Annotated in this window: 19 protein-coding genes; 9 read left to right on the top strand and 10 right to left on the bottom strand. The window is 68.5% G+C overall.

The annotated features are described in order from the left end of the window. Positions 1-158: 158 nt before the first annotated feature. Positions 159-2,636 (bottom strand): Mu transposase C-terminal domain-containing protein, encoded by a 2,478-nt coding sequence (locus ACFY1U_RS28210; RefSeq protein WP_390696913.1) that lies wholly within the window; start codon positions 2,634-2,636, stop codon positions 159-161. A 514-nt stretch (positions 2,637-3,150) separates the two neighbouring features. Here ACFY1U_RS28210 and ACFY1U_RS28205 point away from each other — a divergent pair. Continuing rightward, on the top strand, positions 3,151-4,314 hold the full coding sequence (locus ACFY1U_RS28205) for a hypothetical protein (protein ID WP_390696912.1): 1,164 nt from the start codon (positions 3,151-3,153) through the stop codon (positions 4,312-4,314). An 88-nt stretch (positions 4,315-4,402) separates the two neighbouring features. Here the strand turns inward: ACFY1U_RS28205 and ACFY1U_RS28200 are convergent, their stop codons facing one another. Both ACFY1U_RS28200 and ACFY1U_RS28195 read right to left on the bottom strand, forming a co-directional pair. After that, on the bottom strand, positions 4,403-4,756 hold the full coding sequence (locus ACFY1U_RS28200) for a hypothetical protein (RefSeq protein WP_390696911.1): 354 nt from the start codon (positions 4,754-4,756) through the stop codon (positions 4,403-4,405). A 226-nt stretch (positions 4,757-4,982) separates the two neighbouring features. Beyond that, on the bottom strand, positions 4,983-5,669 hold the full coding sequence (locus ACFY1U_RS28195) for a TetR/AcrR family transcriptional regulator (protein ID WP_390696910.1): 687 nt from the start codon (positions 5,667-5,669) through the stop codon (positions 4,983-4,985). A gap of 170 nt (positions 5,670-5,839) precedes the next feature. Between ACFY1U_RS28195 and ACFY1U_RS28190 the strand changes: the two genes are divergently transcribed. From ACFY1U_RS28190 to ACFY1U_RS28165, 6 genes are all read left to right on the top strand, one after another. Further along, positions 5,840-7,045, top strand: coding sequence for a cytochrome P450 (locus ACFY1U_RS28190; RefSeq protein ID WP_390696909.1), 1,206 nt, complete (start codon positions 5,840-5,842; stop codon positions 7,043-7,045). 46 nt (positions 7,046-7,091) lie between these two features. Beyond that, a complete protein-coding gene (locus ACFY1U_RS28185) occupies positions 7,092-7,289 on the top strand; it encodes a ferredoxin (protein WP_030944786.1) in 198 nt (65 codons plus the stop codon). Then, complete coding sequence (locus tag ACFY1U_RS28180; protein WP_390696908.1) at positions 7,286-8,509, top strand: NAD(P)/FAD-dependent oxidoreductase; 1,224 nt, start codon at positions 7,286-7,288, stop codon at positions 8,507-8,509. Before ACFY1U_RS28185 ends, ACFY1U_RS28180 begins: the two co-directional genes overlap by 4 nt. Beyond that, on the top strand, positions 8,506-9,411 hold the full coding sequence (locus ACFY1U_RS28175) for an SDR family NAD(P)-dependent oxidoreductase (RefSeq protein ID WP_390696907.1): 906 nt from the start codon (positions 8,506-8,508) through the stop codon (positions 9,409-9,411). Before ACFY1U_RS28180 ends, ACFY1U_RS28175 begins: the two co-directional genes overlap by 4 nt. Positions 9,412-9,481: 70 nt before the next feature. Then, positions 9,482-10,459 (top strand): zinc-binding alcohol dehydrogenase family protein, encoded by a 978-nt coding sequence (locus ACFY1U_RS28170; protein WP_390696906.1) that lies wholly within the window; start codon positions 9,482-9,484, stop codon positions 10,457-10,459. A 90-nt stretch (positions 10,460-10,549) separates the two neighbouring features. Beyond that, complete coding sequence (locus ACFY1U_RS28165) at positions 10,550-10,996, top strand: SRPBCC family protein (protein WP_390696905.1); 447 nt, start codon at positions 10,550-10,552, stop codon at positions 10,994-10,996. 182 nt (positions 10,997-11,178) lie between these two features. Here the strand turns inward: ACFY1U_RS28165 and ACFY1U_RS28160 are convergent, their stop codons facing one another. Continuing rightward, the gene (locus ACFY1U_RS28160) at positions 11,179-14,346 is read right to left on the bottom strand and encodes a DUF1349 domain-containing protein (protein WP_390696904.1); all 3,168 of its coding nucleotides are present in this window, start codon (positions 14,344-14,346) and stop codon (positions 11,179-11,181) included. A 170-nt stretch (positions 14,347-14,516) separates the two neighbouring features. Between ACFY1U_RS28160 and ACFY1U_RS28155 the strand changes: the two genes are divergently transcribed. Continuing rightward, positions 14,517-15,290, top strand: coding sequence for a FadR/GntR family transcriptional regulator (locus tag ACFY1U_RS28155; RefSeq protein WP_390696903.1), 774 nt, complete (start codon positions 14,517-14,519; stop codon positions 15,288-15,290). On the opposite strand, the gene ACFY1U_RS28150 is transcribed toward ACFY1U_RS28155, so the two are convergent. The 4 genes from ACFY1U_RS28150 to ACFY1U_RS28135 all read right to left on the bottom strand — a co-directional run bounded on the left by ACFY1U_RS28150 (position 15,184) and on the right by ACFY1U_RS28135 (position 19,073). Further along, complete coding sequence (locus tag ACFY1U_RS28150; RefSeq protein WP_390696902.1) at positions 15,184-15,468, bottom strand: hypothetical protein; 285 nt, start codon at positions 15,466-15,468, stop codon at positions 15,184-15,186. The genes ACFY1U_RS28155 and ACFY1U_RS28150 overlap by 107 nt on opposite strands. Before the next feature lie 13 nt (positions 15,469-15,481). Continuing rightward, positions 15,482-16,012, bottom strand: a complete 531-nt coding sequence (locus tag ACFY1U_RS28145; RefSeq protein ID WP_390696901.1) for an NAD(P)-binding domain-containing protein — start codon at positions 16,010-16,012, stop codon at positions 15,482-15,484. Between the two features lie 207 nt (positions 16,013-16,219). After that, the gene (locus tag ACFY1U_RS28140) at positions 16,220-17,740 is read right to left on the bottom strand and encodes an MFS transporter (RefSeq protein ID WP_390696900.1); all 1,521 of its coding nucleotides are present in this window, start codon (positions 17,738-17,740) and stop codon (positions 16,220-16,222) included. A 502-nt stretch (positions 17,741-18,242) separates the two neighbouring features. After that, positions 18,243-19,073 carry an oxidoreductase gene (locus tag ACFY1U_RS28135; RefSeq protein ID WP_390696899.1) on the bottom strand — a complete coding sequence of 277 codons (831 nt, stop codon included), beginning with the start codon at positions 19,071-19,073 and terminating at the stop codon, positions 18,243-18,245. A 99-nt stretch (positions 19,074-19,172) separates the two neighbouring features. Between ACFY1U_RS28135 and ACFY1U_RS28130 the strand changes: the two genes are divergently transcribed. After that, on the top strand, positions 19,173-19,760 hold the full coding sequence (locus ACFY1U_RS28130; protein ID WP_390696898.1) for a helix-turn-helix domain-containing protein: 588 nt from the start codon (positions 19,173-19,175) through the stop codon (positions 19,758-19,760). 1,411 nt (positions 19,761-21,171) lie between these two features. On the opposite strand, the gene ACFY1U_RS28125 is transcribed toward ACFY1U_RS28130, so the two are convergent. Both ACFY1U_RS28125 and ACFY1U_RS28120 read right to left on the bottom strand, forming a co-directional pair. Then, positions 21,172-22,371 (bottom strand): fructose-specific PTS transporter subunit EIIC, encoded by a 1,200-nt coding sequence (locus tag ACFY1U_RS28125; protein ID WP_390696897.1) that lies wholly within the window; start codon positions 22,369-22,371, stop codon positions 21,172-21,174. 190 nt (positions 22,372-22,561) lie between these two features. After that, positions 22,562-23,875: a hypothetical protein gene (locus tag ACFY1U_RS28120; protein WP_390696896.1), complete on the bottom strand. Its 1,314-nt coding sequence runs from the start codon at positions 23,873-23,875 to the stop codon at positions 22,562-22,564. Positions 23,876-24,272: the final 397 nt, after the last annotated feature.

Here is a 24,272-nt window from a genome sequence, read left to right as displayed (position 1 = left end):
CGGTGCAGGCGGGAAACCACGGATGGTTTGACGCGCCGCTCATTCAACTCTGTTGGTCTTAAGCGTCATTCATCATTGGGGTTGCTCATCCAACCTGGTCTTTCGGGCCACACACTGCCTCCCTGCCTGACACATGGGAGCAGCGGAGCGGACCCTGCTTACACAGCGATGAGCTTGAGGTTCTGCTCGGTGATCTTCTCGTTTCCGGTGAGGATCGCATCGATGGCCGCGGAACGCACGAGGTGGGCAAGGGCTCCTGGCCAGCCGCCGGTTATGGCGTGCAGCTCCTGTGCCAGCCGCACCAGAGAGCCAGGCTGGTGGTGGCGCAGCTGCAGGGCCTGGTCCAGGGTCTCCACCATCTGCACCCAGCCTGTCCCAAACGGGACAGGGGCTGCCCGCAGGTGAGTGAGGCGCCCCTGACTCGTTCGGAAGGCGCTGCTGGGCGAGTTCCCCTGCTCTTCGACTCCCGCATACACGAACGTGGCCGGTACCTCATCGGCCAGACTGCGCAACTGGTCAACTGGTGCCGTACGGCGGGGAGATGAAGGCCTTGCAGTGAAGGCGTCGTCCACCAGGACCACGCTGGTGCCCGACGAGAGCAAAGCGTTGCGCACGCTCTCGGAGATCGAGGTCGTGCTCGTCTTCTTCGGCAGGCGGGGGATGGGCAGAAGCTCTGCCAGTTTGAGGAATACCGTGCGGGTGCTGTCACTGGGCTGGATGCGCAGGTAGACGGCCGGGACGCGGAGGAAGTGGTCAGGGTGACGGGAACGGTCGGCTAGCTCGAAACGCCGCCCCAACTCCTGCAGTGCAGTTGTCTTCCCGCTGCCGGGTGGCCCGGTGATAAGGAGGCCGTGATGGCCGCAGACCCTCGCCTGGTTCATCACGACAAGCCGCTGTCCCAGCCTCAGGGCGTCCTGAAGGAACGGCGTCAGTAGCAAGGGGAGTTGGGCGTGGTAGGCCAGACGCTCCTGGTCGTGGTCCAGGACAGGAAGTGACGGTGGCATGAAGGGGCTCCAGCCCGCTCGGTAGACCGCGCTCTCGTCGCCGGTGCGCAGAGAGTGACGACCGCTGAGCTCAGCCCTGGCCAACGGTACCCGGATCCACCTCGTGTCGTCGGTCTGCACCCACACCTGGTGCACGTCGTGTGGATCAAAACGCACCTGTACCTCGGGAATTGGGGCACCCGATGTGCGCGCGACGGCAGCCCGCAAATGGTCGAGGTCAGGGCAGTCGTAGCGGTGACCCCTGATATATACGCCGTTCAGGGAAACCCGCCGCTTCACACTTGGCAGGAAGGAGCGGACGGCATTCGCGTCGGGAGGCAGGTGCACCCACCCCAGACGCGCGACACACGCGTCGTACGCCGCACTGGGGGTCGGCTGTGCACCTCGGCCGGCCACGGTACGAAGCTCCTGTTGGGGTCGGTGTTGCCAGAACGACTCCACCCACCGTTCGGCACGTGTCTGGAGCCAGACGATCAGTGACGCCTCATCAGAGATCCGATCGGTCTCAAGGAGCGCCAGTTCCGCGTTGAACAGGGAGACGAGCTTTCCGACAACGCGTTCACCCCGCGCTTTTCCCGTGGGTTCCGGGGCCCTGACCGTGATCCCCAAGTGGCGGCAGGCGTCTGTGAACGAACGTGGCCGACGGAGCAATCTCCGGTCGAGCAGCAGCGATTCGGGCATGATCAGAGGCACCGCCTCCTGCAGCATGCCCGGATCGGAGTCTCGCAGAGCGGGTGGATCGCACAGGCGAGCCAAAAGGAGGGCGCCGTCCAGCGGTCGCCGGGACGAGTGGATCATCACCGTGCAGACAGACATGGTCAGTTCGTCCACCGCGACCGTCATGAGCACGGGCTGTGAGGCAAGGCGAGCGAGAGGCTGGGGGATTCCGAGGGCGACGGTGTCGACGTAGACCCGCTCACCGGGGCGGGACGACCGGATCCCGGCCTTGTCCGCAACTGGAACGCCTCTCACCCGGCCGTGCTTCGAGGTAAGTTCCTTCACCAGCCGCTGGAATGTCGAGCGGGATGGAAGCTTCACAACTCCCGGGCCGTAGAGAGACGACAGCATGGTGCCGGTGGCCCGCCGGTAGTCCTCCACCGAAGTGGTCCGCCGGTACGAGGTGTCGTCGGCGACGATCATCGTCAGCACCTCCAGCACGCGCGGGTCCTGCCGAGAGCCCGGGGCACGCTTCCTGACCGCCCGTCCGTCGATCAGCCCCTCGATGCCCAGTGCCTGGTAACGCTGACGCCGACGCCTCACGGTGCGCGCCGAAGCACCGGACACACCCTCCGCGGCGAGTTCGGCGGCCTTGGCCGCCTCCCGCTCCCCCAGTGAGTGGACAGCCGGGTCGAACTTCGGACAAGGCGTGGCGCGGTCATCCGCCCCGGGAGGCAGGCCGGTGATGACCTCCACGATGTGCCGCTCCCACCACCGAGCCCGTTCCAGCGCGTCCCCCGTTGTCGGCAGGGTGTGGACGGAACGAGAACGAGGGCCGCGCTCCAGCACGTCGAAGGTCTTGGACGACACCAGCTTTGGCACGGTAAGCCAAGCCAAGTCACCCAGAGGGTCGACGATTTCGACGCCTCCGTGGCTGAAGCCGGACACCACCCAGGCGCGGTCGTCGAACCGCACTCGGTCCCCCACGCCCAGACGCGGAGGCCACGACACATCCATCGGCCTTCCTCACCCGGTGCCAGACGTACTGGCGGCCCGCACGCCACCATGCACCACCTTGCACACAAGGTGAGGGTGCAAGACTGGAAAGGATTAAGCAATTGCGTCGGCGCAATGCTGCCGGCGCAACGGCCGCGATGTGCGTTCCACGGCGGTCCTGCCCGAGAGCACGGCCGATGACGGAACCCGGATCGAGTTCAGACGCTTCCCCATACGCCGTTCGAACCGCGACCACAGCTGCGAGACCGAGAGCGGCTGCAGGAGCGGGCGAGGGAGCCAGCCGCCCATGCGCCGACGGAGCGCGGCCGCCGGAAAATGCGCGACGCCCAGGAAACGTTGCTGGAAACATGGCTGGGCGAGAGCACGATGCCGGTCCCCTTGTCCCGGCGCTTGCCTCTCGCCCCTATTGGTACGTCAAGGCCCCTGTGACCTGGAGAACTTGGATACGTCAATGACAGCGGAAGTTGGCCTGGTGGACCTGCACGTGTCCACACCGTCGGTCTACCTCGACCAGTGGGTATGGATTCGCCTGGCACGGGCGGCGAACGGCACTCCGCGCGAAGCGTCCGACACGGACGTCCTCGCTGCCGTATGCGACGCGAGCGCCGCAGGGGTCGCCTTCCCGCTCTCATCCACCCACTACATCGAGACCAATAAGATCACTGACCCTCGCCAACGGGCCGACCTTGCACGGACCATGGCATCGGTCTCGCACTGCCGGACGCTGCGCTCACGACGCGTTCTTCTGCGCCATCAGATGCTGCACGCGATGCATGGGAGCTTCAGCCGACCGGCGTTCCGGCCGCAACCGCCGGAGGCGCTCGGCATCGGTGCGATGTGGGCCTTTGCCGGTGAGCGTGCTCCATTGAGCCTCTACGGCCCGTCCGGCAAGGTGGACACCGGCTTGATTCCGGGGATGCGGGCATGGCTGCGCAAGGCCAATCAGTTCGCTGAATTCCAACTGCTGGCCGGGCCGCGGGACGAGGAGATCGAAGACCTGCGGCGTCACGGATACCGGCCCGAAACAACACGTGAGGCATTCCGCAGCAGGCTTGAGTGGGAGGAGATCTACGTCGGACTGCTCGCGGACGATCCGGTCAGCCGACACGAACTCCGGGTGCGAGTCCAAGCGCGCGAGATCCTCCACGAACACTTCGATCTGCTTAAGGAACTGCTCGCGGAGTACCGCATCGACCTCCACCGCGAGATCGGTCTTGATCCCGCCCGGCCCGGGTCAGGGCGCCCCCGCATGATCGCTTTCACCGACCAGATGCCATCAGTCCGTATCGCCGTGGACCTGAAGGCGGAGCTCTTCCGCAACCACACCAAGGCGTGGACCGTGAACGCCCTTCATGACATCGACGCCCTGAGCATGGCGGTGCCCTACTGCCACGTCGTCGTCCCAGACCGCGAAATGGCGGACTTCCTGTCGCGATCCAGGGCCGGCCAACGGAACGGCACCCGCGTACTCAGCCGACTACGGGACCTGCCCGACGAACTGGCTGCGCTCCGGGATCAAGTACGGTCCGTTGACGTCGATGCAAGCGGCAGCGACTGGGTCGGTCCCGGTGAAGGCTTCTGCACCGGCTGGGAGGAACTGCGCGCCACCGCACCCGGCCAATTCCCCGCTGCCTGACCGACCGCCGAGGAGATGCCGACTCCCGGTGTCAACAGCCCAAGCCTTGACGACTACTTGGGGACCGGCACGTATGCCTCTCCCACCGTCACGTCGAGACTCGGGCGGTTCGCAGCTCAGGGAACGCCCCCTCCCAGGCCTCCCGAACAGCACGCCCGATGAGCCGGTGCAGCGTCTGCCACAGGGCGATGAGCAGGTCGGAGTTGAGGAAGCGGCACAGGTCGTCACGCATGCCTTCGGCCAGCACGGTCCGGTACAGGCTCATGCGCTGGAGGGGTTTGTCCAGATCGAACGTATGTAGCCCCGACCAGACAATGTGAAGCGGCAGTTCGACGTGACCGTGTTCGGGACCGGTCAGGTCGCTGAGACGCGCGGGCAGGCGCCGCACGTACCTCTCCCGGTACACGGCTCCCGCATCAAAGCCAACGCCCTTCCCGGCCATGTCTCCGATTATCTCGTGAGCTCAGGCAGAGCGAGGCCGGAGACGCAGGACTCCAGACGTACCCCGGCATGCGCGGACGCGGAAAGTCTGTCAACAGTCCCGATTCATTCGTATCTGATCAGCGGCCGGTGTGGGTGCCGGATCGGTGAACGAACCCCCTGCTCGTGGTGTAGCGCCGGTCGATTCGAGCGGTAGCCGCGCTTCAGCGGCGTCCGGTGCGACGTTCTCAACTGCCTCGCTTGCTGTGTGCGGCGTCGAGCGTCGGGGTTGATGGCTGAGGGGCCGGTATGGGCAGCAGCCGGTGCAGCAATGACTGTTCCAGTTCGATCAGGATGTCTTCGCTGCTGGTGTGGTGACCGGGCAGGGTGTGCCAGAGGACCAGTTGGCCGTGCAGGGCGGTCCACAGGTGGATGCCGATGGTCTCCGCTTCCGGTCGGCGGGCGGGCGCGATCGCCGCCAGATAGGTGTCCACGGCGTGGGTCCATGCCTGGAGCACGGTGCCGAGGGGGGTGTCGGCGGAGGGCTGACGCTCGGGTTCGTATTCCAGGCTGAACATCAGCCGGTACCGGCGGGGCTTGTCGATGGCGAATCTGCGGTAGGCGGCGGTGGTGGCCCCTATCCGCTCCCACGGGGCGGCGCCGGCTGCGGCGGCCGTTTCGCCGGCCTCGCCCATCGCTGCGGCCAGCGCCCGGTAGGCGGCGTCGAGCACTGTGGCGACCAGTTCGGTCTTGTCCTTGAAGTGCAGATAGACGCTGGGCGCGGAGATGCCGACCTCGCGGGCCACTCCTCGCAGGGAGAGCGCGTCCTCGCGTCCCGTCTCCTCCAGGATGCGGGTCGCCGCGTCGAGGATCTCCTGCCGTAGCCGTTCCCCCTCGCCCCGCACATTGGGCACCCGTCTGACCTGCTGCTTCATGGCCACCTCCTCGCTGTGTGCACCCTATCTGCCCGCCCGGGCCCCCTACCCGTACGGGCGGCGCCGCAGAGGCGGAAACAGAGGATGGGGCTCCACATCTTTCGACTAACGGTGTTAGTCTACCGAACAGAACACCTAACGCTGTTAGTTGATGGTGGAGAGGAACAGCTATGCCCTCGTCTGCGTCCGTCCCCGCGTTCGAACTCGCCCGTCCGAAGGACGCGCCTCTTGATCCTCCGCCCCTGTATGCCGAACTGCGGACGGAGCGCCCGGTCACCCGGGTCTCCCTGTGGGAGGGGCAACTCAGCCCGTGGCTCGTGACCCGCTGGGAGGACGCCCGGGCGGTGCTCGGTAGCCCGGCGTTCAGCTCCGACCCGTCCCGGCCCGGTGCGCCCAACTTCAAGCCAGGCGCCCCGCAGCCCCCGCGCGGCTTCTTCCAGGGCCATGACGACCCCGTGCACGCGCTGATGCGACGCACCCTGACCCGGGAGTTCATGGTCAAACGTATCGACGCGCTGCGTCCGGCCATCGCCCGTCTGACCGACGAGCTCCTCGGTGACCTCACGGGGCGGCCGGGCCCGGCCGATTTCGTGGAGCGCTTCGCGCTGCCGTTGCCCTCCCTGGTGATCTGCGAACTGCTGGGCGTCCCGTACGAGGACCACCCCTTTTTCCAGCGGCACTCGAAGGTCATCGTCGACCTGACCGCCACGGCGGAGGAGACCACCCGTGCGCAGCAGGCCCTGGCCACGTATCTGCTGGAACTCGTGCGGACCAAGCACACGACGCCTGGCGACGATCTGGTCACCCGGCTCGCCGAGCAGGTCGGCGCCGATGTCATCACCGAGCAGGACGCGGCCGACCTGAGCTCCTTCCTGCTGTTCGCCGGGCACGAGACGACGGCGAACATGATCGCGCTGAGCACCATCACCCTGCTGCACCATCCCGAGCAGATCCCGTACGTGCTCGGCGATCAGGACCAGGTGGCAGGCGCGGTCGAGGAGTTGCTGCGCCACATCTCGATCGTGCACGGCGGGCTGCGCCGTACGGCCGTGGAGGACGTCACCATCGGCGGCGTCACCATCCGCGCCGGCGAGGGTGTGATCATCCCGGTCGGAGTCGCCAACCGCGACCCGGAGATCTTCGCCGCCCCCGACGACCTCGACCTGCAACGTGCCGACGCCCGCCGGCACCTGGCCTTCGGCTACGGCATCCACCAGTGCCTCGGCCAGCCGCTGGCCCGCGCCGAACTCCAGATAGTCCTGCCGGAACTCTTCCGCCGGCTCCCCGGCCTGAAGGTCGCCGTGCCGATGCAGGACATCGCTTTCAAGCGGGATTCCATCGTCTACGGCGTCCACGAACTGCCCGTCACCTGGTGACCCGCACCCGTTTACCCCCCACCGCCCCCCACAGGGAAGAACCGTCATGCGTGTAGAAGTCGACGTTCCCAAGTGCGTCGCCTCGGGCCAGTGCGTCATGCTCGCCCCCGACGTCTTCGACCAGCGGGACGAGGACGGCATGGTCGTCCTCCTCGACGCCGCCCCGCCCGCCGAACTCCACGACGCCGTCCGTGAATCGGCCACCGTGTGCCCCGCGGCCGCCATCCGCCTGGGAGAGTCATGACCACGGGCACGCCCGGTGAGCCGGCCGGTGCGCCGGGCCGCGTCGTCATCGTCGGCCCCTCCGCGGCCGGTCTCGCCGCCGCCGAAACCCTGCGCCGGTCGGGTCACACCGGCACCATCACGCTCATCGGCGACGAGGCCACGGCTCTCTACGACCGGCCGCCGCTGTCGAAGGAAATCCTCCGCGGCGCCTGGACACCGGACCGGCTGCGCCTGCGTACCGAGGCCGAACTCAACGCCCTCGGCCTGGACACCCGTTACGGCCGCGAAGCCATCGCAGTGGACCTCAAGGCCCGGACGGTGCTGCTCTCCGACGGCACCGAGGTGGCGTACGACGGACTGGTCGTGGCCACCGGAGTCCGCCCCCGGCTGATGCCCGGCACCCCGGCCCACACTCTGCGCACCCTGGACGACGCCCTCGCCCTCAAGGACCGCCTCGGCCCGGGCCGCAGCCTGGCCGTGGTCGGCGCCGGGTTCCTGGGCGCCGAGGCCGCGGCGGTGGCGGCCGCTTCGGGCACCCGTGTGACCCTCATCGAACCCGCGCCCGTCCCACTGGCTCACGCGGTCGGCGAGGACATCGGCCGCATCCTCGCCCAGGCCCACCTCGAGCACGGCGTGGACCTGCGCACCGGGACAGGGGTCACCGAGGTCGTCTCCGGCGGCGTACGGCTGGCCGACGGCAGAACGGTCGAGGCCGAGACGGTGCTGGTGGCCGTCGGCTCCCGGCCCAACACCGAGTGGCTGACCGGCAGCGGCCTCGCCCTCGACGACGGACTGGTCTGCGACGAGTTTTGTGCCGCCGCACCCGGCGTGTACGGCGCGGGCGACGTGGCCCGCTGGCACAACCCGCTCTTCGACACCTCGATGCGCGTCGAGCACCGCACCAACGCCACCGAACAGGGCATGGCCGCCGCCCGCAACCTCCTGGGCGCCAGGCGGCCCTTCGCGCCCGTCCCTTATTTCTGGTCCGACCAGTACGACATGAAGATCCGTGCCTACGGCTACCTGCGCGGTCACGACGAGGTACGGATAGTCGAAGGCAGCCTGGCGGAACGCAAGTTCACCGCGGTCTACCGCTCCGGCGACCGGCTCACCGGTGTCCTGGCCGTCGGCATGCCACCCAGGCGCATCCGTGGCTGGCAGCAGGCCATAGCTGCCCGCACCCCGTGGCGCGACGCCCTCTCGAACCCCCCGTCCGTCCCCGTAGGAGGGGCGGCATGAGCGGCACCACCGGTCCGGAAGGTTACGACGCGGCCGGCGCCGACGGGATCCCGAAACAAGAACAGGAGACACACATGACCGAGAAGGTCTGGTTCATGACCGGTTGCTCACGCGGCTTCGGCCGGCTGTGGGCGGAGGCCGCGCTGCAGCGGGGCGACAAGGTCGCCGCGACCGCGCGCGACGAGAGCCGGCTCAAGTCGCTGGCCGCGGCGTACCCCGACTCCGTGCTGGTCCTGCCGCTGGACGTCACCCGGCGCGGCGCCGTGTTCGACGCCGTGGCCGCCGCCCACGACCACTTCGGGCGGCTCGACGTGATCGTCAACAACGCCGGTCACGGCCTGCGCGGTGCCGTCGAGGAGGTCCAGGAGGCCGATGTCCGGGAGCTGCTCGACACCAACCTGCTCGGGGCGCTCTGGGTGACGCAGGCGGCTCTTCCCTTCCTGCGCGCGCAGGGAGGCGGCCACGTCCTGGCGGTGTCCAGCCAGGGCGGACTGATGGGTGAGGCGACCCTCGGTCTGTACAACGCCTCCAAGTGGGCGCTGGAAGGGATGATGGAGGCCCTGTCGAAGGAGGTCGCCCACCTCGGCATCAAGGTCACCATCATCGAACCCGGGCCCTACGCCACCGAGTTCGCGTCCCCCGCCTCCCTCAAGGCGTCACCCGAGAACCCCGCCTACGACGAGGCCCGCCAGGCCCTGTACGCGGACTTCGACCCCGCGGCCGTCGGCGACCCCGCCGCCACGCCGCCGGCCGTGCTGGCGGCGGTCGACGCCGCCGAGCCGCCGCTCCGGCTGATTCTGGGCAAGTCGGCCCTGCCCAAGGTCCGCAGCCACTACGACGCGCGCCTGTCCACCTGGGACGCATGGGCCGCCGTCTCCGAGCGCGCCCACGGCCACCCGTAGTTGATCGAGCCGGCATTCGCCGCAGGGCGTTGCCCCCTGCCGTCCCACCCCCCAAGAAAGGCCCTGAAGAGTGAAGGCAGCTGTCTACCGCCGCAACGGCGGCCCCGAAGTGCTCAGTTACGAGGATGTGCCGGACCCCGTCCCCGCCACCGACGAGGTTCTGATCAGGACGGAGGCCATCAGCATCGAGGGCGGCGACCTGATGTGCCGTCTCCTTATACCCCCTCCGGCGGACGGGTTCGTCATCGGTTACAGCAGTGCCGGTGAGGTCGTGGCGGTGGGCTCCGCGGTCACGGGCCTGGAGGTCGGCCAGAAGGTCTGCGCCTTCGGGCAGGCCCATGGACTGCCGGCTGGCTCCCATGCCGAACTGCGCGTCGTACGCCCGGAGCACTGCTGGGCGCTGCCGGACGGTTTCGATCCGAAGGCGGCGGCCTTGGTGCCGGTCACCTTCTCGACCGCCTACGAAGCGCTGTTCGAGCGCGGCCGTCTCACGAGCGGCGACACCGTGCTGGTGCAAGGGGCGGCCAGCGGGGTCGGGCTGGCGGCGATGCAGCTCGCCAAGAAGGCGGGTGCCCGTGTGATCGGGAGCGCGTCGAACCCGGCGCGGTTCGAGGAACTGCGTCGTTACGGCCTCGACGAGGGAATCGACTACCGAGGCGAGAACGTCCGTGACCGTGTCCTGGCCCTGACCGGCGGGCGTGGTGTCGATCTGGCAGTCGACTGCGTGGGCGGCCCGCTGCTCCAGCAGCTGATCGAGGCCACCCGTCACGGCGGGCACATCGTCCCGCTGGGCACGGCTTCCCGCGAAGAGAGCACGGTCGACGTCGTGAGCCTGATCCGCAGCAACACGACGCTCCACGGCGTAGGGCTCGCCTCCCTGCTCCATGAGCCCCGGGTCCACGCGTACATGGCGGACCTCATCCGCCGCATCGCGGACGGCGAACTGGAAGCCGTGATCGACCGCGTCTTCCCCCTGGCCGACGCCGCGGCCGCGCACCACTACGCCGAGCAGCGCGGCCGGATCGGCCGGGTCGTGATGGTGCCCTGACGTTCCCAGCGAGCACCAGCCGCCGCACCAGCCCGGGCCGGTGATGGCCCGCATTGCAGCAGACGATCAGAAGAGAGAAGGAGAAATATCATGACCTTGCTCATGGAAGTTCGCTACGAAGAAGCCGGCGTGAGCTCGGTGACGGTCGATGTCGTCGTGGAGGCCAGCGCGGAGTTCGCCTGGGATGCCGTGCGCGATGTCTATGCGGTGGACACCCGGCTCATCCCGGGATTCGCGCTCCACGTGGAAAAGGGACCGGACAGCAGGACGGTGACGTTCGCCGATGACATGAAGATCACCGAGCGCATCGTCGAAGTCGACGATGACGCCCGGAAGCTCACCTACCAAGCGACCGAGGGCGGGCCGCTGACACACCACCTGGGGTCACAGACCGTGCGGGAGGACGAGGAGGGAGTCCATCTCGTCTGGACGACCGAGTTCGCACCCGCGTCGGTCGTCGACTACGCCACCAGCACCATGCGGACCACCGTGGGACTCATGAAGAAGACGATCGAAACGGCGTTCGCCGATCGGTGAGACCCCTCCTGACCACCTCCGGGCAGGCCGCCCGCCCGGAGGTGCGCGCCGCGGAGTACGACAGGTACGGCGGTCCCCAGGGGCTGGAGACGTCTGCGTCACATCCTCGGCGTGGCGTAGGACCGCCGGGCGGCGCTGAGCCTGGCGGTCCTGCCGCAGCCTCGGGTGCCCCTTACGATTCGTCAGCTGATGGAGAACCGGCTGAAGCTCGCGGTGCCGGGTGTGGGGCTGTGGGCCGTGAAGAACGTCCCCGCGTCGAGGCTGCTGTTGGCTCCGGTCAGTGTGGCGGTGCCGACGTTGGTCCAGGTGGTGCCGTCGGTGGAGTAGGAGCCGGTGAGCGAGGTGCCGTTCCGGACCAGCCGGAGCCAGACGGGGGCGGAGCGGCCGGTCTTGGTGGTGATCTTGTCGACGTAGCCGTCGCTGTCGGAGTCCCACTGCAGGCTGACGCCGTTGCTGGGGGTGACGGCGAGGGAGGCGTACGCGGTGGACGAGCCGGCTGCGGCGATGTTGTTGCGCAGTATCAGGCCGGCTTTGCCCCAGGCGTTGGTGTTGTCCTGGCTGTCGACGTGGACGGTGACGGTGGAGGAGGTTCCCGCGGCGGCCGGCTGGTAGGCGGCGGAGTACTCGTCGTCGTGCATCGTGGTTGTTTCCCAGGTGTCGATGCCGGCGCTGGTCAGGGAGGTCACTCCCTGGCTCTGGCTCACCGCGGCGGGGATGGAGCTGTAGGCACGCCAGGGCGAGGTGACGATCTGGAGTTTGCTGAAGGTCGCGCTGCCGGCTGTGGTGCTGTGGGCGGTGTGGATGACTCCGGCGTCCTGGGTGGCGGCCATGGACGGCAGGGTCACCGCCGAGCCGATCTGGGTGAACGTGGATCCGTCGGTGGAGTAGTAGGCGGACACCTGGGTGGCGGTGCGGGTGAGCCGCACCCAGACGGGTGCCTTGACCGAGGTGGCCGTGGAGGTCAGCTGGTCGAGGTAGCCGTCGCTGTTGGAGTCCCATTGGAAGCTGACGCCGTTGGCCGGGGTCGCCACCACGGTCGCGTAGCCGGGTGAGGAGCCGCTGCCGGTGAGGTTGTTGCGCAGCACGACTCCGGCCTTGGCCCAGGCGTTGGTGTTGTCGATGTTGTCGACCCGGGTGGTCACCGAGGTGCCGTTGACGGCGGCGCCTGCCTGGTAGACGGTGCCGTAGGTGTCGTCGTGCTGGCCGCCGGCGCCCCAGATGTCCGTGCCCGCGTCGGTGACGGTGAAGAAGCCGCCGGTCTGTCCGGTGGCGGCGGGGGTGGAGGAGTAGGCGCTGTAGGGGGCGGTGACGGTGCCGGTGGTCAGCGACCGGTACTGCGGCTCGATGCCTGCGTTGTTCATGACCGTCTGCGCGCCGGACGGCCAGTTGCCGTCGGTGACGACGACGGTGCCGCTGACGTTATCGCCGTGGCCGTCGGTGCTGTTGATGTTGGCGTTGTCTTTGTCTGTCCAGTTGTCGGTGGCGGTCAGGGCGCCGGTGTTGTGGGTTGAGCTGACGTGGGCGAAGAGCCACTGGTTGGTGTAGCGCACGACGTTGTTGGTGTCGGTGAAGTTCCGGGAGCCCTCGTCGTGGTAGAGGCCGTAGTAGTTGTTGGTGTTGTGGCAGTAGTTCCCCGTGATAGTGCTGCCGGGCGAGGCCGACAGGGTGTACACGCAGCCGCCGTCGGCCATCTGCTGCATGATGTCGTGGATGTGGTTGCCCGTGATGGTGTTGTTCTGGGCCGTGGTGGGCGTCGAGTAGATGGGCTGGTAGTCGTACAGGCCGCGGTTCGCGTAGTCCGGGCTGCCGCCCGGGTCGTTGACGCCCCAGCCATAGCCGATGGCGAGGCCGGAGTACGGCAGGTTGTACACCTCGTTGTGCGAGACGCTCGCGCCGTTGACGTAGGTGACCAGGAGGCCCGTCATGTCGCGGTAGTCGATCGCCACGTCGTGGATGACGTTGTCGTTGACGGTGATGTTCTTGTTGGTCATCCGGCTGTCACTGGGGTGATGCGCGTCCGCCTGGAGCCCGCCGACGACGATCCCGCCGCCCGCGTCCTGGGCGAAGACGTTCCCGGTGGCGGTAATGGTGTCGGCACCGAGTCCGACGCCGGTGGCGTGTGCGTTGGCGTCCTGGCCGATGCCCAGGGCGAGCTGCCCGAGGTTGGTGAACCGGTTGCCGGTGAAGGTGATGTGGTCGGCGGCCGAAACCTGGACGGCGGCCGGCATCTGGTTCCAGTGCGGGCGGGTCGCCTCGAACAACTTGCAGCCGTGACCATTGCAGGAGGTCAGCCAGTCCGACGGGGTGGACCAGGTGCCGGCCAGGTAGGTCCCGGTCTGCTGGGCGGCGTACCCGTTGCTGCCGCTCGGGCCCGTCCAGCTGGTGCCCGAGAACTGCAGCCCGGCGAAGGTGATGTGGGTGGCGGGGGAGGAGTAGCTTCCCCCGACGTCGATGAGCGAGTCGAGCTTCGGCACCTCGACGTCCGCGGTGCTCATGCTCTGCCCCGGCAGCGGCTTGTAGTACAGGGTGCCGGTGGTGGTGTCGAGGTACCACTCGCCGGCGGTGTCGAGGAACTCGTAGGCGTTCTCGATGTAGAGCGGGCCGACCCGGAGCGGCTGGGGCAGGGTGTCCCAGCCGAACGTGTTGTTGGTCCATGAGGGCTGGGTCATGGTGATGGTGCCGTTGCTGATGCGGGACACCGGGGCGTAGCGGTCGGTCCAGGACCCTATGCCGTGGATCTCGGTCCGGCCGGGGTTCGCAAGGCTGTTGAGGTAGCTCAGCGAGCTGCTGGTGAACGTGTAGCCGCTCGTGGTGACGGTCAGGTCCGAGCGGGTGACCGTGGAGCGGGCCCGCTGCGCCAGGACACCATCGACGTACAGCTGCCGGGTGTCGAACCCGGTGCCGACGTTGGCCTTCCAGATGTTCTTCGCCGAGTCCTGCACGGTCCAGCCCGTGGCCCGCTGCGCGCCGGTGATGACGGGATGCGCGCCCAGCGAGGCCTTCCAGATCACCGTGTGGCCGCCGGTGCCGGAGTCGGCGGCGGTGAAGGAGAGCGGGGCGGACAGACGGTAGGTACCGTCCGCCAACTGCACGACGATGTCGCCGGTCATGCCGGAGTTGACCGCACGCACATTTGCTTTGGCCTGGGTGATCGAACACGGCTGGCTCACGGAGCAGGCGGTGCCGGTGCCCGACGGGGACGCGTAGAGCGTCGTCATGGTCGCGGCTTGCGCGGATCCGGCGGAGGCAACCATGGAGAGCAGGGCGCCGACGAGCGCCGTCGCCGCGGCCGCGGCACGTATCCGCAGCCCGGGACGGTGTGAAGGGATTGTTCTTCGGAGTGAAAGCACGAGGGCTCCTTCGGTGATGCGACACCGTGCCTCGTCCCATCCCGGTCGCGATCCGGCGGACTTCGGCCATGTTTCACCGGCGTTTCGCCGGGGCGGACGAACTTCATCATATGAATGACATAATCCACAAGGTGTACGCTGTGGTATTTACCGATCACAAGGAGCCGCACGTGCCCCGTCCCCCGGCCAACCGCCAACGACTGGCGCCTGCACCCTCGGAGGGGTCGCTGGGAGCCGTCCCCCGGCGGCAGACTGGCCGGCTCGGCGACACCGTGGTGACCTATCTCGTCGACCGCATCGTGGGCGGGGCCTATCCGCCGGACTCCGCGCTGCCCATCGAGGCGGTGCTGTGCGAGGAGTTCGGCGTCAGCCGGACCGTCGTGCGCGAGTCGGTGAAACTACTCGAAGAGAAGGGACTGGTCAGGGCTGCGCCCGGGCGCGGCACACGGGTGCGTGAGCCGCAGGAGTGGAATCTGCTGGACCCCGTCGTCCTGGAGGCCCAGGTCCGCCACGACCGGACGCTGTCGATCCTCGACCAGCTGGTCAGTGTGCGTATCGCCCTGGAGGCCGAGATGGCCGCCGACGCGGCTGGCCGCATCACCGACCTCGAACTCGCCCGACTCGAGGAGCAGGCCACCGCGATGCGGGAGGCACTGGACGACCCGGTGCGCTACGCCGAGGAGGACGCCGCCTTCCACGAGATCATCATGGGAGCTTCCGGAAACCTCCTGGGCCAGGCGATCATTCGCAGCATCCACGGCAAGGCCCGCCTGTCACGCCTCTACCACGGACACGAGACCCACGACGGCCTGGCCGAGTCACTCGACGAGCACCTGACTATCCTCGAACTGCTCCGTAACCGCGACGCCGCAGGAGCGGCCGCCGCAATGCGCCAGCACATCGCCCGCGCTTGGGCCAGCCGCCGACCGGCCCCGCAGACCTGACGTCACCGACTGACTCCCTGAAGGCCCGGCGGGGGATCTCGGTGTGGTCCGCGGTGTGGGGCAGGGTGGCGAGCGCCCCTTCCCAGAGGGCCACGGCGCGCTCGGCAAGGGGACTGGCGACACCGAATTCATGGGCCAGGTCGACATCGATCCACATGTCCTTGACCATGAGTCTCATGCCAAAGCCTGAGTCATAGGGGCCGGGCAGCACGAAGTTCGGGAACTCGTTGTCGTGACCGCCGGGTAGAGCCCGAAGCGCTCACCGGCGAGTACGCCCTCGGCCGTGGCGAGCAGAGGGTGGCGGACAGCAGATTGTTGATGGCCTTGAGGGTGCGTCCCGCGCCTACCTCGCAGGCGCGCCGGGCGGTGCCCATGGTGGCGAGCAGGGGCGGGAGCCGCTTCACGTCATCCTCGGCGCCGCCCACCATGATCGTGAGCCTGCCGTTCTCCGCGCCCTTGCCCCCGTCGGAGACGCGTGCGTCGAGGAGTGTTACACCGCGGGCTTCGAGGCTCGCCGCGAGGCGCTGGGTGGACATCGGGTCGGAGGAGCTCATGTCCACGACCGTGCTGCCAGGACGGCGGGGTCGCCGAGGACCGCCTCGACGACCGTGCTGCTGGGGAGCATGAGGACGACGATGTCCGCGGTCCGGGCGGTACGGCCGCCGACCGCGGCCAGTGTGGTGCAGGCGCCCGGGACCGGGATGCGACAGGTGTGGTGCCATCGCCGGATCGAGCGAACCGGGTTGGCTGGCGAACGACTTCACGGCGACAGACTGGAGCGGCTCCGCGTCGCGCAAGGCTGGTGGCGCAGCGCGGGCGCGGAGCACGGGCGAGTGGCTGCTCCGGTTCGATCAGGACATGGGTGAGGCGAGGGGCCGACGGGCGGCTGGGGGCGACCCGGGGCTGGCCGTACGGGGTGAGGGGGCCTGTCAGTGTGTGATCACTGGCGTGCGCGTCTCGGCGTCGTCTGTGGCTGAGTCGGTTGCCGATCGGCCCACGTTGACGAGGGTCAGGGCGAGTATGGCGGCGGCTATCAGGATGCCGACGGCGAACCAGATGGCGTTGGCGTAGCCGTGAACCATGCCCTGGAGCTGGACGAGTTGTTGCTGGGGTTTGGTGGTGGCGGCCTGGATGTGGTCCTTGACGTAGGCGATGGTCGCGGAGGCGGCGATGGTGTTGAGCAGGGCGGTGCCGATGGCGCCGCCGACCTGCTGGGAGGTGTTGACCATGGCGGAGGCGACGCCGGCGTCGCGGGCCTGGACGCCGTAGGTGGCCAGGGACATGGCCGGCATGAACGCCGTTCCGATGCCCAGGCCGAGGAGCAGCTGCGCGGGCAGGAGTAGCCCGGTGTAGGAGGAGCCGGTCTCCAGCTGGGTGAGCAGGAGCATGCCGGCCGCCGCGGTGAGGAAGCCGGGGCCCATCAGCAGGCGTGGCGCGACTCGGGTCATGAGCCGGGCGCCGATCTGGGTGGAGCCTGCGATCGTGCCTGCGATCAGCGGCAGGAATGCGAAGCCGGTTGTGACCGGGGTGTATCCCTTGACGACCTGCAGGTAGTAGGTGAGGAAGAGGAACATGCCGAACATGGCGATGATGGCGAGGCCGAGGGAGAGGTAGACGCCGCCGCGGTTGCGTTCGGTGATCACGCGCAGGGGCAACAGCGGGGCCTTGACGCGGGACTCGGTGACGACAAAGGCGAGCAGCAGGACTGCGGAGGCGATGAACAGGCCGACGGTCACGGCGTCGCTCCAGCCGTCGGACTCGGCACGGGTGAAGCCGTAGACCAAGGAGACCAGTCCGAGGGCGGACAGGAGCACGCCGGGGATGTCGAGGGGGGAGCGGTTGCGGCCGCCTTCAGGCTCGCGGATGACGAGCCAGGTGCCGGCCATGGCGATGAGGGCAAAAGGGATGTTCACGAAGAACGTCCAGCGCCAGTCGAGGTATTCGGTGAGGAAGCCGCCGAGAATGAGGCCGACGGCGCCGCCGCCTCCGGAGATCGCTCCGTAGATGCCGAACGCCCGGGCGCGTTCCCTGGCGTCCGTGAACATGACGGCTATCAGGGACAGCGCGGCAGGGGCGAGGACCGCACCGAACAGGCCCTGCAGGGCGCGGGCTCCGAACATTGTCGCGCCGTTGGTGGCCACGCCGCCGAGTGCGGAGGCGGCGCCGAAGCCGATGAGGCCGATGAGGAAGGCGCGCCTGCGGCCCCACAGGTCGGCGATGCGTCCGCCGAACAGGAGCAGACCGCCGAAGGCCAGGGCGTAGGCGGTGACGACCCACTGCCGGTTGCCGTCGGAGATGCCCAGGTCTGCCTGGGCGGAGGGCAGGGCGATGTTCACGATGGTTGCGTCGAGCACCACCATGAGCTGGGCGAGCGCGATGAAGACGAGCGCCCTCCAGCGGTTGGCTTCACCGCTCGGGGCGGTAGAGGCTTTGCGAGCTGTTTCGGACATGGTGGTATCCACTTCGGGACTTCGTGACGGAGAGAGAAGGAAAGAGGAGGGGCCCGGGCCTGGCGGCGGACCGGGGGGAGGATCCTGCCGCCGGGCCCGGGCGGCGCGCCGGTCCCGTCCCCACGGATCCGGCGCGGCGGGGCCGTCCCGCTCATGAGCGGCCCCGGTCTGAGGTGGTGTGCGTAGCAGGAAGGGGGCGGGCTGCTAGGGGTAGGAGGCGCCTGCGGGGCCCGGACGGCTGCCTCGACCAGTTCTGTATCTGCGGGACGCGAGCTGTCCTGCGTCGCAGGCAGGGCCAGGGGGCCAGCGATTCAGCACGCGGCCGGGGACAGGCGGGCTGCGGTGCAGATGAGGGCGGGAGGCGCTGCGGCAGGACGACGGGTGCAGCCGGGGAAACCGGTGTAGGCACGGTACGGCCTGCGGTGAAGACATGAGGTCCGGTTCGTCCCGCGCCATGGAGACCGCGGCGCAGGGCTGTTGACGAAGACGGGCCCGGTGAGGGTCAGGAAGGCAGGCCGGAGGCGCGGGAGATGACGGCGTCGAAGGCACGGTCGGACACGAGGCGCCGCAGGGCGATGAGCGGGCGGGCGCCGAAGCCGGTGGCATAGCGGGTCTTGGGACGGCGGGCGGTGACGGCCTTGCCGATCGCGTCGGCGATCACCTGGGGCGGGGAGTTGCGCTTGGCGTGGGCTTCGGAGCGCATCAAGGAGGCCACGGCGTCGGCCTGCTTGGCGTAAGCGCCGGTGGCGGAGGACTTCTCCAGCTGGTCGGCGGCGATGCCGCTCCACTCGGTGGCGATGGCGCCGGGCTCGATGATGACGACCTCGATGCCGAAGGGCTTGGCCTCCAGGCGCAGGCAGTCGCTGAGGGCTTCGAGAGCGAACTTGGTGCCGTGGTACCAGCCGCCGAGCGGGACGTAGATCTTGCCGCCCACGGACGTGATGTTGACGATCGTGCCGGAGTGCTGGGCGCGCATGTGCGGCAGGGCGAGCTGGGCCAGGCGCATGGCGCCGAAGACGTTGACGTCGAACTGGCGGCGGGCCTCGTCCATGGTGACGTCCTCGATGGCGCCGTAGGAGCCGTAGCCGGCGTTGTTGACCAGCACGTCGATGCGGCCGGCCTCGGCGACGATGCGGTCTATGCCGGCGGCCATGGAGCCGTCGTCGGTGACGTCCATGGCCAGCGGCCGCACGCCGCGGTCGGCCAGCTTCTGCAGGCGGTCGGCGCGGCGGGCGGCGCCGTAGACGGTGTACCCCAGGGACTGGAGCTTGAGGGCGGTGGCCTCGCCGATGCCGGAGGAGGCACCGGTGACGAGAGCGGTCTTGGCGGTCATGGGGGCTTCCTGTCGAAGTAAGATGAACTTCGGTTCACGATCCATCATGAACTATGGTTCATGTTAATGCAAGCCGAGACGCCCACCGCAGGAGAGCCCATGGCCCAGACCCGAGCACCGCGCGCCGACGCGGTCCGCAATCGCAAGAAGATCCTCGACGCTGCCCGCGAACAGATCACCCTGCACGGCCCCGACGCCGGCATGGACGAAATCGCCGCCGCAGCGGGCGTGGCCGTGGGCACCCTGTACCGCCACTTCCCCACCAAGACCGACCTGGTCGCCGCAGTGGTCGCCGAATACAGCACGTATGTCGCCGAAGCAGCCGAGGCCGCCCGTGAACGCCTCGCGACCGGCGCCCGCGCTGTGGACGAGATCACCGACTTCCTGGCCGTCGTCACGGAGGCGATCGCCGTCAACCACGCCGTCAAGACCGCCGCCCGGGCCCTCGGCGCCGACCCCGTCGACCGGGATGCCGAAGCCCGCGCAGGCGCTGCACTGGCCGCGCTGATCCAGGCGGGCCAGGCCGACGGAGACATCCACCAGGACGTCACCGTCGACGACATCTACCTGCTCTTCAGCACGGCCCCCACCGACCAGCCCTCCGCCGCCCGCACCCGCTGGCTCACCCTGGTCCTCACCGGCCTGACGACCCACACACGAACCGGAGACACTGGAACTGCCTCATAACCACTGCCTTCCAGCAGGGGCGGCCAGGCAACCGTGCTGTACGGCCGTACGGACAGCCCGGCGCGGCATCAGGCCGGACAGCCCTACGTCGGCCCAAGTACATCAGCCGCGCCGGTTCACTCGCGGGTTCGGTGCCCCGCTGATCGGGGCTGTTCATCACGCCGGCGTCCGTTTCTGGGCTCGCGTGCGCAGCTCTCGCAGCGCCAGCGGCCGGGCCGTGCCGCCCAGCCGGTCGCGCGTGATGCTGACGTTGCTCAGCTGGGCGCGCAGCTTGTCCTCCTCGGCTTCCTCCTCGGCGTGGCGCTCTGGTATGACCTTGAGCAGGTGCAGCCATTGGCGCTGTCCGGCCCGTACACACCGGCCTCCATGTTGTGGGGAAATCCCAGTGCGTACAGCCGCGGAGGCTCGACGCCCAAGGCCCGGGCCTCGCTGAGCAGCTGGTCTTTCGTGAGAGTGGGCTGCCGTCGGCTGCACAGCGGGAACCGTGTCCGCCAGGGCTTCCAAACAGGCGATGGCAGGGAGCCGGGCGCGGTCGCGGGCCGTGTTCTCGATCCCGACATACGCCAGGGTGTTGGCGTGGATCGGCGTTCTCGGCCATCCAGGCCCTGCCCGGGATCTGCGCCTCCTGCGCGGCCCGCGTCGAGAAGAAGCTCAACCGCATGGACGGGGTACCAGCGGCTAGCGCAGGCAGCTGTGATCGCTGAGCGAGATCAACCGACTTGAGACGCTGCTCCTCCTATGCCCTCAGAAGCGGTGCCCAAAGCGGACGTAGTGTCAAGTTCTCGCAGGTCAGGCATGTGATCAGCGCCGGGAGACAGGCTGGATCCGCTGCGTTCAGTTTCGCTCTGTCGGAGGTGGCGGATGCCGTCGGTGGTGGGGTTGTTGGAGGAGCGGGAACGGGCCGCGTTGGCCCGGGTGGGGGAGTTGCGCGCGGAGATGGAGCGCTTCGGTTTGCGGTGGCCGAGGCTGAGGAGGCCGCGCGCGCTGTGGTCGCCCCCGAGGAGATCGTCGAGGTCCTGTCCGCGTCGCCGGTTGGGGCGGCCAGGCCAAAGGGGGCGCCAGGGCCTTCTTTGACTCGACATCACCGAACTGTGCAGGAGGCATTTGTTCTATGTGCCGATCGCTGAGCGAAGACCCGAACGAGCTCGATCCGCCAGTGGATTGACCGGCAGCCATGTCCACGAGAACGAACAGCGCTCGCGAGATGGAGGGAGGGCGCCGAGCGCACCTACCTCGAAGAGTCCGTCGTTTCCAGCGCCCCGAACCGGAGCACGAGCGACCGCGTCGGCACGCCACGCCCTCGCAGACATGGACGACGGCCGCGCCGGCCCCAGGGGTCGCCCCCTGGAGCCGCCGCTTTCCTGCTCAGGCTGCCGTTCCGGCGCGTTCACCTGCGGGGCGGGCGCCGCGGTCAGGCTCGTACGGCCGCTACGGCCTTTGTGCGGGTGCGGGTGGTGGCGCGGGTGGTGCTCGCGGCCGGTGCGGTGCGCCGCCGCAGGCTCTTGAGGCCGATGGTGAGGGCGGTGGTGGTGAGGACGCCTGCGGCGACGGCGGCGGCGAACAGCCATGGCTGGCCGATGAGATCAGCAGCGAAGACGCCGCCCCTGGGGTACTTGACGGTGCTGCCGAGTTGCATGACCAGGGCGCCGGTGACCGCACCGCCGGCCATGGAGGCCGGGATCACCCGCAGCGGGTCGGCGAGGGCGAAGGGGGCCGCGCCCTCGGGGAGGAAGGCCGCGCCGAACAGCCAGGAGATTTTGCCGTAGCGCCGCTCGGCGTCGGTGAACAGGCTGCGGCGGACCAGGGTGGTGAGGGTCATGGCCAGCGGGGGCACCATGCCGGCGGCTATGACGGCGGCCATGATGGTCATGTTGAGCGGGGTGAACTTCGATGGGTCGTACCCGCTCAGTTCCACCGCGCCGAAGCTGAATGCCGTCTTGGTGATCAGCCCGCCGAGGTCGGAGCAGGCCATCAGGCCGACGATCAGGCCGAGAGTGAGGGTGTTTTCGAACTCCAGGGTGGCCAATTCGGTGTAAAGCCAGTTTGTCAGGGCCTTGAGCAGCGACCCGACGACCGCGAGGGTCACGAACAGTGTGATCACGGTGGCCAGCAGGGGGAACAGCACGGCGGTGGTGCTGTGCAGCGCCCGCTTGACGGGAATCCGCTGCAGAGCCAGGACGGCCGCACCGGCGGCCGCACCGGCGATCACACCGCACAGGACGCCGCCCTCGGCAATGATGGCGGCGACACCGCCGAGGAAGCCGGGGAGAATCGCCGACCGGTCCGCGACGCGGTGAGCGACGTAGGCCGCGATGAGGGCGGGGAGGGTTTGCAGCGCGGTGAGACCGGCCATGTACAGCATGGCCGCCCACATCGGGGCAGTCGTCCAGTCGCTGTTGGTCAGGGCTTGCGGGGCCCACTCGCCGACCTGAGGGCCGTGGATGGCGTAGGCGAGGACGATCAGCCCGGCGGCGAGCGCGGTGAGGGCGCCCAGGTACGGGGTGCCGGATACCAGGCACCTGCCGAGTCTGGTGTGGAAGTGCCGGTCCCGCACGGTGTCCCCGTCGATGAGGGCGGCCGGGTTGGTGGTGCGGTTTGTGGGATGAGGCATGGTGAGGCTCCAGGTAGGCGCCCACTCAGCGGGGCGGTGGACGAATCGGTGCGATGGGCCGGTGTGAGATCGGCATCTGCGCGGGTGGGCCGCTTTTGCGGAGCGTGCCGGGGTGAAGGTGTCGGCCGGTCAGGAGGCGGCCGACACCTTCAGTCCTGCGGCCGAGTGGGCCGGGGCTGTTGCTTGTGGCCTAGTTGTCGCCGCGGACGAGGTCGGCGCCCTTGGCATTGAGGATCGGGCCGATCTTCACGCCGACCATCGTCCAGCAGCCACAGCCGCGTGGGTTCCAAAATTGGCCTGAGAGAATGCCGGCGATGTGGGCATTCGCATCCACTGTGTAGATGGGGGCGCCGGAGTCACCCCCTGTGGTGGACCTCCCCGGGATCCATCGGTCCGCGCTCATCCTCCCTCCCTGGTCGAACGCGAACCCATTGCCTCCGTCAATGAAGGTTCCCTGACTGGACCGCTGAGAGACGCTGAAGTTCGTGCTGGTGACGGGGTGTCCGCAGTGGTTCATGGATACGGAGCCGCTCACACACACCTGCAGGCCCGTGAACACGCGCTTCGCATCCTGGACATCCTTTCTGGACGCACTCATGTCGGTGCCCCCGGTCCAGATTCTGTTTGTGAATTGGGAGCCCCTGAGTTCTGCCGCGTCGAGATTGGGTATAATCCCGCGCATTGTCCCGACAAAGGCGCCCCAGCCCCAATCGGTGTGGCGGTTCACAAATCGATCGCCGTCTTTGCCGCAGTGCCCCGCCGTCAGCATGGACTTTTGCCCCGTCCAGATGTCCTCGATGGCGACTCCCGTCGTGCAGGCGCTGACTCTGCTCTGGCCGGTGTCCGGATCGACGCCGCTGGTGTTGAGGATCGCCATACCGCCGTAGTAGGGCGAAGTGGCGTCGAACCGGTTTGCCGTTTCCTCGTAGCGATTCTGCTCCACCTCGATCTTGCCCGGGTAGGCATCGAGCAGCGGCTGCGTGACGGAGTCCGGAGCATCCGTATTGACCTTCACTTCGTCCTGCTTGGCGTCATAGGAGACGCCCACGAAGTACGGGGCCGCGTCAGCGTTCCACTGTTTCGCCGAGACCGTCTTCACGAGCGTGTCCAGGTCGGCCTGGGTGAACTGGCTGATGTAGCCCTTGACGTTGTTCATGCCGGCCGGGAACTCCGACTCGAGCTGGCTCTCGTCGGCGGGGGGTGTGTCCGCGGGCAGCGCGACCATCGTCAGGGAGCCGTCGTCGGCTGTGTAGACCCCGAGGGGGTGGTACTTCTGGACGACGTCGTCGAGGGCCTGGTACTGCTCCTGGCTCGTCGCCGACGTGGACGACGAATCCGTCGGCGTTGGGTCGTCCGCGCTGGGCGATGCGGACGGCGAATCCGTCGGCGTTGCGGCGTCTGCGCTGGATGACGCGGAGGGCGACGGGGAGGGTGAATCGTCCGCGTATGAGGCGACGGGTGATGCCAGGGACAGCGTGGCGGTCGCGGCGACCACGGCCAGCACGGCGAGGCGCCTTCTTCTCGTTATGGTTCTCACTTTTCCTCTTTCTTACAGAGGGAGCCGCCGGCCGGATCGGCAGGGCCGGCTCACGAAGGAGGTGAATGGTGCGAACGGTGTGCGGGGCACCGCTTTCGACCCATGAGGCCCGGTAACCGAAGGTGACCGGGGCCGCCCGGCGGGCCGGACCGGCTTCAGTAGAACGGGAGCGCTCCCATATAAGGGGGACAGAAGTGCTCCCGTCGGCGTCGTTCATCCGCGTGTGGCCGGAGGGCGTGGCTCTCGGTGCCCGGGGCGGTCTGAGCGGCGCCGGCTCGCAGGGTGCGCTGTTGCGAGCCCGCCCTGCGTGCTGTGCTTCATGCGAGAAGCATCGCTGCGAGCCCGTTCGCGGACATCTGTAGTT

It is taken from the genome of Streptomyces sp. NPDC001351 (assembly GCF_042896045.1).
Taxonomy (GTDB): Bacteria; Actinomycetota; Actinomycetes; order Streptomycetales; family Streptomycetaceae; genus Streptomyces.
The sequence above is the reverse complement of the archived record's forward strand: the minus strand, read 5'-3'. Positions and strand labels throughout refer to the sequence as shown.

Excerpts from the sequence above, each read along its gene's own strand:
- ACFY1U_RS28195 (WP_390696910.1), bottom strand. The coding sequence starts at position 5,669 with ATGAAGCAGCAGGTCAGACGGGTGCCCAATGTGCGGGGCGAGGGGGAA.
- ACFY1U_RS28175 (WP_390696907.1), top strand. The coding sequence starts at position 8,506 with ATGAGCGGCACCACCGGTCCGGAAGGTTACGACGCGGCCGGCGCCGAC.
- ACFY1U_RS28130 (WP_390696898.1), top strand. The coding sequence starts at position 19,173 with ATGGCCCAGACCCGAGCACCGCGCGCCGACGCGGTCCGCAATCGCAAG.
- ACFY1U_RS28140 (WP_390696900.1), bottom strand. The coding sequence starts at position 17,740 with ATGTCCGAAACAGCTCGCAAAGCCTCTACCGCCCCGAGCGGTGAAGCC.
- ACFY1U_RS28185 (WP_030944786.1), top strand. The coding sequence starts at position 7,092 with ATGCGTGTAGAAGTCGACGTTCCCAAGTGCGTCGCCTCGGGCCAGTGC.
- ACFY1U_RS28180 (WP_390696908.1), top strand. The coding sequence starts at position 7,286 with ATGACCACGGGCACGCCCGGTGAGCCGGCCGGTGCGCCGGGCCGCGTC.
- ACFY1U_RS28165 (WP_390696905.1), top strand. The coding sequence starts at position 10,550 with ATGACCTTGCTCATGGAAGTTCGCTACGAAGAAGCCGGCGTGAGCTCG.
- ACFY1U_RS28200 (WP_390696911.1), bottom strand. The coding sequence starts at position 4,756 with ATGGCCGGGAAGGGCGTTGGCTTTGATGCGGGAGCCGTGTACCGGGAG.
- ACFY1U_RS28150 (WP_390696902.1), bottom strand. The coding sequence starts at position 15,468 with ATGAGACTCATGGTCAAGGACATGTGGATCGATGTCGACCTGGCCCAT.
- ACFY1U_RS28145 (WP_390696901.1), bottom strand. The coding sequence starts at position 16,012 with ATGGCACCACACCTGTCGCATCCCGGTCCCGGGCGCCTGCACCACACT.
- ACFY1U_RS28190 (WP_390696909.1), top strand. The coding sequence starts at position 5,840 with ATGCCCTCGTCTGCGTCCGTCCCCGCGTTCGAACTCGCCCGTCCGAAG.
- ACFY1U_RS28135 (WP_390696899.1), bottom strand. The coding sequence starts at position 19,073 with ATGACCGCCAAGACCGCTCTCGTCACCGGTGCCTCCTCCGGCATCGGC.
- ACFY1U_RS28125 (WP_390696897.1), bottom strand. The coding sequence starts at position 22,371 with ATGCCTCATCCCACAAACCGCACCACCAACCCGGCCGCCCTCATCGAC.